The sequence below is a fragment of the Actinomyces succiniciruminis genome, from assembly GCF_900002405.1.
Taxonomy (GTDB): domain Bacteria; phylum Actinomycetota; class Actinomycetes; order Actinomycetales; family Actinomycetaceae; genus Actinomyces; species Actinomyces succiniciruminis.
The window spans coordinates 58,278-68,111 of record NZ_LK995461.1; the positions used below are offsets into that span (position 1 = coordinate 58,278).

Annotated in this window: 9 protein-coding genes; 4 read left to right on the plus strand and 5 right to left on the minus strand. The window is 68.8% G+C overall.

Features of this window, described 5'->3' with window-relative positions; genetic code table 11:
- The coding region (locus BN1056_RS00530; protein WP_425306087.1) for an ABC transporter permease at positions 1-1,035 on the plus strand (1,035 nt) is incomplete at its 5' end.
- A 3-nt stretch (positions 1,036-1,038) separates the two neighbouring features.
- The gene (locus tag BN1056_RS00535; RefSeq protein WP_210578235.1) at positions 1,039-1,953 is read left to right on the plus strand and encodes an ABC transporter ATP-binding protein; all 915 of its coding nucleotides are present in this window, start codon (positions 1,039-1,041) and stop codon (positions 1,951-1,953) included.
- Between the two features lie 73 nt (positions 1,954-2,026).
- On the opposite strand, the gene BN1056_RS00540 is transcribed toward BN1056_RS00535, so the two are convergent.
- Complete coding sequence (locus BN1056_RS00540; RefSeq protein WP_210578237.1) at positions 2,027-2,614, minus strand: YagU family protein; 588 nt, start codon at positions 2,612-2,614, stop codon at positions 2,027-2,029.
- A gap of 187 nt (positions 2,615-2,801) precedes the next feature.
- Between BN1056_RS00540 and BN1056_RS00545 the strand changes: the two genes are divergently transcribed.
- Positions 2,802-3,374 carry a hypothetical protein gene (locus tag BN1056_RS00545; RefSeq protein WP_210578238.1) on the plus strand — a complete coding sequence of 191 codons (573 nt, stop codon included), beginning with the start codon at positions 2,802-2,804 and terminating at the stop codon, positions 3,372-3,374.
- Here the strand turns inward: BN1056_RS00545 and BN1056_RS00550 are convergent.
- The 3 genes from BN1056_RS00550 to BN1056_RS00560 form a co-directional block, all read right to left on the minus strand.
- Entirely contained in the window at positions 3,365-4,483 is a 1,119-nt protein-coding gene (locus BN1056_RS00550; RefSeq protein ID WP_210578239.1) for a 1,4-dihydroxy-2-naphthoyl-CoA synthase, read from the minus strand. The two genes, BN1056_RS00545 and BN1056_RS00550, sit on opposite strands and share 10 nt — an antisense overlap.
- A gap of 465 nt (positions 4,484-4,948) precedes the next feature.
- On the minus strand, positions 4,949-5,533 hold the full coding sequence (locus BN1056_RS00555) for a hypothetical protein (RefSeq protein ID WP_210578240.1): 585 nt from the start codon (positions 5,531-5,533) through the stop codon (positions 4,949-4,951).
- A gap of 171 nt (positions 5,534-5,704) precedes the next feature.
- The gene (locus BN1056_RS00560) at positions 5,705-6,109 is read right to left on the minus strand and encodes a hypothetical protein (RefSeq protein ID WP_210578241.1); all 405 of its coding nucleotides are present in this window, start codon (positions 6,107-6,109) and stop codon (positions 5,705-5,707) included.
- Between the two features lie 902 nt (positions 6,110-7,011).
- On the opposite strand from BN1056_RS00560, the gene BN1056_RS00565 reads away from it, so the two are divergent.
- Positions 7,012-8,406, plus strand: a complete 1,395-nt coding sequence (locus BN1056_RS00565) for an arginine deiminase (RefSeq protein WP_210578270.1) — start codon at positions 7,012-7,014, stop codon at positions 8,404-8,406.
- A 125-nt stretch (positions 8,407-8,531) separates the two neighbouring features.
- Here the strand turns inward: BN1056_RS00565 and BN1056_RS00570 are convergent, their stop codons facing one another.
- Complete coding sequence (locus tag BN1056_RS00570; protein WP_210578242.1) at positions 8,532-9,236, minus strand: NUDIX hydrolase; 705 nt, start codon at positions 9,234-9,236, stop codon at positions 8,532-8,534.
- Positions 9,237-9,834: the final 598 nt, after the last annotated feature.

The window sequence follows — 9,834 nt, forward strand, 5'->3', positions numbered from 1 at the left end:
GTTCCCGCCGACGACTCGGCCCCGGCCGGCACTGCTGCGACGCCGCCCGACCGCCCCTCTGCGACCGCGGGTCGACGTGCCCGCCTGACCCGTCTCGCCGGAGCGGCGCTTGCCGTCTGGATCCTGTATGCCGCCGTCGTCGCGGCGGTGCCCGACGCCGCCGACGCGCGCACGGCCAGCACGACGCCGCTGCTCGCCGGGGTCGGCGCCTGGATCGTGGCGCTGGGCCTGTGGACGGCGGTGGCCCTGGCGCGCCCGAACACACCCGCCGCGGGGGCACTGGCCCACCGGCTGCCCTGGATCGTGTTCTTCGGGGCGTGGTTCATCGTCTGGCAGCTGACCACGGTCAAATCCGGGCTCCTGGACCCGCCCTACTTCGTCGCCCCGGAGGTGCTCATCGAGGCCTTCCGCGGTGACTGGACGCTGCTGGCGAGGTGCCTGGGGTCCTCCGCGCTGCTGTTCCTGACCGGCTATGCCGTCGGGTCGGTGCTGGGCTTCATCACGGGCCTGCTCATGGGCTGGTCGCGGCGGGCCGACTACTGGCTGCACCCGCTGCTGCAGACGATTGGGCCGGTGCCCGCGGCCTCGCTGCTGCCGCTGGCGGTGCTCATCCTGCCGACGACATACGCCTCGGCCGCCTTCATCGTCGCCTTCGGGGCCTGGTTCCCCATGGCGACCATGACCCGCGCCGGCGTGCGGGCGGTGCCCCGCTCCTACATAGACGTGGCCCGCACGCTGGGCGCCAGCGAGTCCTTCCTGGTGCGTCGCATCGCCATCCCGGCGGCCCTGCCCGACATGCTCACCGGACTGTTCACGGGCCTGGGCACGAGCCTGGCGGCGCTGATGACCGCGGAGCTGGTGGGCGTCGACCAGGGACTCGCCTGGTACATCAACTGGGTCAAGGGGTGGGCCGACTACCCGCGCATGTACGTGGGCCTGGCCGTGCTCATCATCTTCTGCCGCGCGTTGATGATTCTGCTGTTCAAACTGCGCTCCTCGCTGCTGGCCTGGCAGCAGGACCTGGTGAGGTGGTAAACGATGACTGCTTCAACGCCCTCAACCGCTTCTACGACTTCTGCGCCGGCGCAGGCGGACACCGCGGGCACCCCCACCACCGGCGCCGCGTCGCGCGGCGCCCAGGTGCGCCTGGCCGGCATCAGCCACCACTACCCGCTGCGGCACGACGTCGACCACGGCTGGGTGCCGGCCCTCATGCGACTGGTTTCCCCCGCCGCCCGGGCTCGGTATGAGGCCGAGTCCGCCAAGCCGGACCAGTTGCCGGTGCTGGACGGCATTGACCTGGACATCGCCCCGGGCGAGTTCGTCTCCCTGGTGGGTCAGTCCGGCTGCGGCAAGTCCACGATCCTGCGGCTGCTGGCGGGGCTGGAGACTCCCAGTCAGGGCAGCGTCGTCGTCGACGGCGAGGCCGTGACCGGCACCGCCCCCGAGCGGGCCCTGGCCTTTCAGGACGCCACGCTCCTGCCCTGGCGCACGGTGCGCGAGAACGTCGCCCTGGGTCCGCAGGCACGCGGACGCCTGGAGCCGCGGCGGGTCGAGGCGGCGCTGCAGGTGGTGGGGCTGCGCGACTTCGCCGACGCCTACCCGACCACCCTGTCCGGCGGCATGGCGCAGCGCGCGGCCCTGGCCCGGGCCCTGGTCAACCGGCCGCGCCTGTTCCTGCTGGATGAGCCCTTCGGCAAGCTCGACGCGCTCACCCGCCTGACCCTGCAGGACGAGATCGCCTCCCTGTGGGCCTCGCAGGGCTTCACCGCGGTGCTGGTCACCCACGACGTGGAGGAGGCACTGCGCCTGTCCAACCGCGTCATCGTGCTCTCCGAGCGGCCCGCGCACGTGGTGGAGGACATTCGCGTGCCCGAGGGGCTGGGGCGTGACGAGGCCGCTCCCGAGTTCCAGCGGTTGCGACGCCACATTCTGACGCTCCTGGGCCGCTGACCGGGGTAGCACAGACGGCGCCCGCCCCGGCAGGAGAGTCGGGGCGGGCGCCGTCGTCGGGAAGCGAAGGGGCTCAGCGGGTGGCGGCCTCCAGGGCGACCTCTGCGTCGGGCTCGCGGGTGATGCGGTTGCGCAGGTCGCGGCGCACGATTTCAATGGACCACATCCACACGATGTGGCCGAAGAACTCCGAGAAGTGCTCCGACCAGGTCTGGGCGCCGTCGATCCAGGGGAAGGGGTTTGGCGCCCAGCCCAGCAGCGGCATCACGATGACGTGCGCGCCCACGTACACGAAGACGCCGAAGACGGCGCCCTGCCACAGCTTGATCCGCGGGAAGTACTCGGCGGCGATGCAGTAGATCAGGCCGAAGACGATCGCGAAGCTGAAGTGCACGATGAAGGACATGATCGGCAGCTCGTTGTTGGAGAACGTCACCGTCAGGTGCGAGGTCTCCGGGGACATGCCGAACCACTCCAGCATGGCCTGCGGCGGGTTCGTGTCCGAGCGGATGCCGGGTGTGCGCGGCGGGAAGGGCACCTCCCAGCCGAACTTGACCAGGGCGGAGAAGGTGCCGGCGATGAGGCCGACGAGCGTCGCCACGCCGACGCGGCGGCGGGACGGCTCGGTCGAGCCGAGCAGGCGGGTGATCCAGGTGGGCATGTGGGAACCTCCGGGTATTGCGGCGGGGCCGCCGCGGCGATGACGAGCAGGCGCCCACGGCGCGCGCTCATCGGTGTCGACCAACGATTTCACGCCGCAGCGCCTGTGTCCAAGCCGCGTGGCGGGCGGGAGCGGTTGCCGCCGAGTACAGCTCCATACACGCCCGGCAAGCGCATAGGGTGGCGCCGTGATCTATTACCGAAGGGACGATGAGCACGGCGGAACCGCACTGGGCGTTGTCTGTGCCGTCCTGGGGATCGGGCTGACGTGCATCATGCCGTTCGCACTAGGTCTGTCGATCATGGTCGTGTCCTTCTTCCTGGAGGCGTTCCCGCGGTCCCTGCACGCGGCGGACCTGGGGTTCCCCTTGTTGGCGCTGCTCTACTTTGTGGCTTATGGGGCCGCCTGGTACGGCGCCCACCGTTTTCTGCTGTACCCCCGGACCGTGCAGGTGACGGGACGGGGCGTGCGTATAGGCAGGGACTACCTGCCTTGGCCGCGGCGGCGCGAGGAACTGATCATTGTTGAGAAGCGTCGCCTGGGCAGGCGCATCCGGTACCGCGCCGTCTATGACTCCGAGTTCGGTCGCGTGCGTTTGCACGTGCTCGAGGACGCGGGTGAACCTGGTGACTTGTCTGTTGCGCGTCGCGCCGTGGAGTCCCGTCTGGACCAGGTGTGGGAGGCTTGTGAGCGGGCACGTCGCGACGCGCCCGGCTATCAGGACGCGGCCGCGGAGCCGGGCACGGACGCTCAGAAGTAGTAGGGGAACGGCGACCAATCCGGCTTGCGGCGCTCAAGGAAGGCATCACGCCCCTCGGCGGCCTCGTCGGTCATATAGGCCAGGCGGGTGGCCTCCCCGGCGAAGACCTGCTGGCCCGCCAGGCCGTCGTCGGCCAGGTTGAAGGCGTACTTGAGCATGCGGATCGCCTGCGGCGACTTGCCGGCCACGATGCGCGCGTACTCCAGGGCCCGCTCCTCCAGCTCGGCGTGGGGGACCGCCTCGTTGACCACGCCCCAGCGCTCGGCGGTGGCGGCGTCGTAGGTGCGGGCCAGGAAGAAGATCTCGCGGGCCCGCTTGTCCCCGACCTGCCGGGCGAGCAGGGCGGAGCCGTAGCCGGCGTCGAAGGAGCCCACATCGGCGTCGGTCTGCTTGAAGCGGGCGTGCTCGGCGGAGGCTAGCGAGAGGTCGCAGACCACGTTCAGGGAGTGTCCGCCGCCGGCCGCCCAGCCGGATACGGCCGCGATGACGACCTTCGGCATGGTGCGGATGAGTCGCTGCACCTCCAGGATGTGCAGTCGCCCGGCCCGGGCGGCGTCCAGGCGCTCGCGCTGGGCGGCGACGGCGGCGTCGTGGTTGTCGGTGGGCGCGGCCGCGGCGGCCTCGTCTACGGCGTCGGGGCGTGACGTCCCGGCGTCCGCCCCGGCAGTGGAGGTGGCCCCGGCGTCGTCGTCGCTCTTTTCGTACAGGTAGCCGTCCCGTCCGCGCACCCGCTGGTCGCCGCCGGAGCAGAAGCCCCAGCCGCCGTCCTTGGGGGAGGGACCGTTGCCGGTGAGGATGACGGCGCCGACGTCGCCACTCATGCGTGCGTGGTCGAGCACCCGGTACAGCTCGTCGACGGTGTGTGGGCGGAAGGCGTTGCGCAGCTCGGGACGATCCAGGGCCACCCGCACCACCGGCAGGTCGCGCACCCACGCGCCGTTGGCGTCGCGCTCGCAGCCGCGGTGGTAGGTGACGTCGGTAAGCGCGCCCGGGCCGTCGCCGCGGTTGGCGAAGCCGGCGACGTCGCGCCAGCGGAGAGGATCGAAGATCTCCGAGACCCGCTGCGGCAGCGGGTGGGGCGACGGCTCGGCAGTTGACGACTGGCTCATGCGCACAGGGTAAGGGCGCGTCGTACCGGTTTTGTGCTTCCTCCGGTTTGCGGGTGCGGCGAATAGTGGCGCGCCATCGGCGCGGAGTCCGCTGTGCGGTGACCTGGAGTGATGCAAGATTCGGGACAAACGAGCCTGAACGCCCGCCAGGGCGATCCGGCACCCGCATGATTCCAACGTTTCGCCCACGGCTACCAACGCCGCCGGACCCGTTTGTCCCGAATCATGACATTCACCCACCCAGGGCTTCGGCTGCGCGATCCGCCCTGAGGGAGCGGAGGGGCGTGTGCTTCAGTGACGGTTCATCAGGTAGTACCAACGATTAGCTATGGACTGCGACGGTTGTGGGGTAGATGCACGAACCGTCGCAGGAAGTAGCGAATCGTCGACCGTAACGCACGAACCGTCGTGCGCCCGCCGGCCGCGCCGTCACACCCTTAAACCGGAAGAGCCGTCATGCTTGGCTCAGTCGTCTTCTTCGATCCGGTTGCCATCTTCGTCAACGTAGTAGCCTTCATCGTCTATTTCGGAAAAGTTCAAACGGCCGTCCTGAATCTCCTCGGCGAAGTGCTCGCGTGTCATCAGGCGCACTTGGCGGCCGCGCTTCATCATTTCCTCGTGGTTGAGGGTGGTGTTCCAAGGCTTCTCAATCGTGACGATGATGACCATGTAGAAGATCCAGGTCACCAGGGTGAGGGTGAGTATTGAGGACGACGCAAGCAGCGTGGCAGCGGCGGAGCCTGCAACGGCTGGGCAGATGAGCGATATGACAGTCAGGGTCGGTCCCTCGGGGTCCTGCGACCGCTTGGCTCGCATGATCAGCCGCGACGCCGTCGCGTCGAGAACCTCCCGTATGACTGCGGCCACGATCGCGAATGCGACCACGCGGTCGATAGTCAGGCCCATGTGGGTCAACGCCGACAAGATCCCTGTGACGATGCCAAGACCGAGTCCATCAAGCAGAGCCATGAAGGCCCTCCCGGAAGCCAGGGCCCAGAGCGGGATCGCTGGGCGCCAGCGGGAGTCGGATTCCTGTGTTGTGGTCGCCATGGGTTCTCCTGATTGGATTTCGCCCGTCGATCTGCGATCGGCCGATACCTATCAGGGTGAGTGTAGGGAAAGTATGAGCCGAATCATAGACTGATCTTCGTCAGGGTTGTCGTGCGAGACTGCTATGTAAGCCGGATGTTCCGCATGGTGTCACTGCTGTCGGCCGGGGTGCTATTGGTCGTCTCCCTTTGGCGCGGGCATCTTCCCGTACAGCCAGTAGAGCGGTAGGAAGGAGAGCAGCGCCGTCGTGCCGAACACTAGGATCGCGGGCAGGGGTTCCGCCAGCAGGACGCCGATCAGCGCCATGGCAGATGCCTGCACGACGAGTTCTAGCGCCTCGCCGAGGAACTTGCCCACGTGCGACTTGGAAACGAAGTCGCCCCAGAGGATCACCACTGCCAGCCAGGTCAGCATCAGAAGCGGCGGCAGCCAAACCAGCGTGAGGCCGCCGTACTTGGGTCTGCCGACGGGTAGAAGGGCGACTGCTGCCAGGGCGAGGTACATCGGCGCCGTGACCATGACAACCATCACCGCGAGCACGACGTACCCGCGTAATTCCTGCAGCGACCTTCTCATGCGGGATTCCTTCGGAACCAGGGGAGAAGCGTCGGTGTAGAGGGCCGGTCTAGTTACTGCCATCTCGAAGTCGTAGCCACTGAATGAATGTGCCCAAGACCGCGGTTATCCACGGCGTTGGTGTCAGCGTGACAGCGTGTAGGCTGGCGCCCCCACCACTCCACTCTATGCCGCGCAGGTGTGCCCGAACAGCTGACCTTCGTCAGGTTGTTCAGCTGATTGTTCTCGTGTCCGCCGACGCACGCTTGAGTGGAGCAACGCGCACGGCTCACCGCGCTGGCCGGGCCGTACCGGTTCTTCTGGTTTGTGGGTGTGGTGGTGGAGTCTGGTGTCGTGGGGTGCTGGGCTGCCTACCTGCGGGTGCGCCGACTCGATGCTGCCCGCTGGACGTGAGAGGGCCCCGAGGTCTGTCCTCCTGCGGGTGTGCCGGCTGCTGCCGGCAGCAAGCAGCTTGCCTTGGCACGCATGCCGCTGTGCAGTGGCCGGGAGTGTCACCAGTGGGGACAAACGGGCCTGGCAGTGTTGGCGGGCGCGGGCGAAACCTTGGAATCATGCGGGCGCCGGATCGCCCCTGGCGGGTGTTTAGGCTCGTTTGTCCCGGATCATGACAATCACCTCTCCTGGAGGCTCCCGGTGCGCGGGTCGCCCCGAATGGGTGGAGGGATCGGCGTGCTCCTCGTGTGTGACGGTTCGTCAGGTAGCAACAACGATTCCCCATGAACAACGACGGTTCCCTGCATCTACCCCACGAACCGTCGCCACAAGTAGAGAATCGTCGACCGGAACACACGAACATTCAGACAAACATACGAACCGTCAGACGGAGCGCACGAACCGTCGGGCTTCACCCCGCCGCGCACACGCCCGGCGCTGGACCCGGCTAGCCTGTGCCCATGACGCTCATGACGCAGAGTCCCCAAACCGCCTCGGACACCGCCGACCGCACGGTCATCGCGCGCTCGGCCGGCGGTGGCCGCGTCGACTCCGAGACCGGCCGCCTGCGCGAGGTCATCGTCCACCGGCCCGGGCGGGAGATCGCCCGCATCACGCCGATCAACGCCAACTCCCTGCTGTTCGACGACGCCCTGAACATCGCCCGCGCCCAGGCCGAGCACGACGCCTTCACCGCCATCCTGCGGGCCGAGGGCGTCATCGTCCACGACTTCCGCGACCTGCTCACCGAGACCCTCGCCGTCCCCGAGGCCCGTCGCCTGGTCCTGGAGGAGACCGTCGGCCCGCAGGCGGTCGGCGTGTCCACCTCCGAGGTGCTCATCGACTTCCTGGGCGGCCTGCCCGACGCCGAACTCGCCGAGGTCCTCCTGGCCGGCATCACCCGCAACGAGCTGCGCGAGCGCCTGGACCCCGCCGACGCCGCCACCCTGTTCGCCACCACCTACCTGTCCACCCTGGAGGGGCAGTTCGTGGTCACCCCCCTGCCCAACCACCTGTTCACCCGCGACACCTCCGCCTGGCTGTACGGCGGCGTGTCCGTCAACACCATGGCGCTGGCTCCTCGGCGCCGCGAGGCCGTCAACTACGAGGCCGTCTACCGCTTCCACCCCGCCTTCGCCGACCGCGTCGGCCTGGCTCCTGCGCCGGGCGGGGGAGGGACGACGTCGTCGGACCGGGGCCGGGGCGAGCGCGGGCCACTGTGGGTGGAGCCGCACGGCGCCTCCCCGGCCACCGTCGAGGGCGGTGACTTCCAGGTGCTGGGCAACCGCACCCTGGTCATGGGGCTCACCCACCGCTCCAGCGCGGCCGGCGTGGAGCGCCTGGCCACTCGGCTCTTCGCCGACGGCGTCGCCGACCGGGTCATCGGCATCCATATGCCCGACCGCGCCTTCTACACCGAACTCGACGCCGTCATGCACCTGGACACCCTCATGACCATGGTCGCCCCCGACACCTACCTGCGCTTCTCCGGCTTCAACGACGTCACCACCGTGGAGATCGAACCCGGCGCCAACCACGGTTCCACCAAGGGCTCCGCCCTGCGCGTCACCGTCCACGACGGCGGCGACATGGACGCCGTCCTGGCCCGAGCCGCCGGCATCGACGCCTTCAAGGTAATCAGCCCCGACATGTCCGATGAGGCCGAGGCACTGCGCGAACTGTCTCGTGACTCCTGCAACGTCGTCGCCCTGGCGCCCGGGCGGGTCATCGGCTACGCGCACAACCAGCGGGCCAACGACGTGCTGCGCCGGGCGGGCGTGGAGGTCATCGAGACGCCCGGCGTCGAGCTGGTGCGCGGCCGCGGCGGGGCCCACTGCATGACCTGCCCGGTCACGCGCGATTGAGCCGAGTGACGCCGAGCTTGCTCGGGTGTCTGAGGCGATTGAGTCGCGTGAGAGGCCTTGCCGTACACGCGCGATTGAGCCGAGTGACGCCGAGCTTGCTCGGGTGTCCGAGGCGACTGCGCCGCTCACTTCCCGACGACGCTGATCTCCCGCGCCTCGTCCCAGGGCACCGTCCAGCCCGCGGCATCGATCACCGTGGACAGCACCGCAGCGGTGAACCCCCATACGAGCGGCCCGTCGTCGCGGGTGACAAAGGCGGGGCCCCGCCACACCTGTCCGCCGCGCTCCAGCACCCACGTACGCCGAGCCGCCGGATCCACGAGCGCACCTACCCCAACCCGCATCGCCCACCTCGTCTCGGTGCCGTCCAGCCGCATATCCCGAGGGGTCGCCCACCAGCCGAGCACCGGAGTCACCAGGTTCGCCGAAGCGGTCAGCGCCGCTTCCGGCAGCGCGCCGAGCACATCCACGTCGGACGGCTCGATGCCCGCCTCCTCCCATGCCTCGCGCAGAGCCGCTGCCGTGGGATCGCCCCCGTCGGTCGGCTCCAGCCCGCCGCCGGGGAAGGCGACCTCGCCGGGGTGGTGACTCACCGCCGCGGAGCGCAGCGTGAGAACGACGTCGAGGTCGTCCACCGATGCCCCCTCGCCGTCGGCGCGCACCCCGCGGGATGCCGCCTGCTCGCCCACCCCGAATAGGACGAGCACGGCCGAGCGCCGCAGGGCGCGCCCCGAGGAGCTAAGCCCCTGTGCACGCTCCCGCCGCGACTCCAACCCGTCCAAGTGGGGTGTTGCCGCCGCCACTCGGCGAAGATCATCAACCACTCCCATGGGGGTGAGGTTACGACTTCCTCATAGCCGGCGACGGTTAACGGCGAGTCGGCGGTGGTGACAATGGCAACCAGCTCTGGGACGAGTCGTGTGGTGTCAGCCGACGTGCGCGGCGGCGGGGCCCACTGCATGACCTGCCCCGTCGCCCGCGACGCCGTCTGAGGCCTTCGCCGTTCCGAGTCGGTGCGCCGCTGAGCTTGTTCCGGATGAGGGCTTGCGCCCCGTTTGCGAGTGCCCACGAAGAGTCTTCTTGAGCGGTTGACTCAATGTGTTCATACCGTTACCGTGAGTTTTGATCGCTTGCGCGGTCATGTCTCTGAACCCTGCAACATCCAATATCCGCCCGGGCGCTTGAGTGCGTAGTGCTGTTTACGTAAGGCAATTCCGTGGGTGGACATGGAAGGACCTCATGAACGCGAGACTCGCTGGAAAGAACCCCAAGAGACCCCTGAGAGTGACGCTTCTGTCACTGACTGCGATCGCGGCCCTGACTGTTTCTCCGGCAGTCGCCGCGACCTCGGCGTCCGGAACCGCCGCTGCACCGGCCCCGGACGGCGCGGTCGCGCCATCAGGGGCGGTTGCGCCATCGGGGGCTGCC

Coding starts and splice junctions, on each gene's coding strand:
- BN1056_RS00535 (WP_210578235.1), top strand. CDS start 1,039: ATGACTGCTTCAACGCCCTCAACCGCTTCTACGACTTCTGCGCCGGCG.
- BN1056_RS00540 (WP_210578237.1), bottom strand. CDS start 2,614: ATGCCCACCTGGATCACCCGCCTGCTCGGCTCGACCGAGCCGTCCCGC.
- BN1056_RS00550 (WP_210578239.1), bottom strand. CDS start 4,483: ATGAGCCAGTCGTCAACTGCCGAGCCGTCGCCCCACCCGCTGCCGCAG.
- BN1056_RS00555 (WP_210578240.1), bottom strand. CDS start 5,533: ATGGCGACCACAACACAGGAATCCGACTCCCGCTGGCGCCCAGCGATC.
- BN1056_RS00560 (WP_210578241.1), bottom strand. CDS start 6,109: ATGAGAAGGTCGCTGCAGGAATTACGCGGGTACGTCGTGCTCGCGGTG.
- BN1056_RS00565 (WP_210578270.1), top strand. CDS start 7,012: ATGACGCAGAGTCCCCAAACCGCCTCGGACACCGCCGACCGCACGGTC.
- BN1056_RS00570 (WP_210578242.1), bottom strand. CDS start 9,236: ATGGGAGTGGTTGATGATCTTCGCCGAGTGGCGGCGGCAACACCCCAC.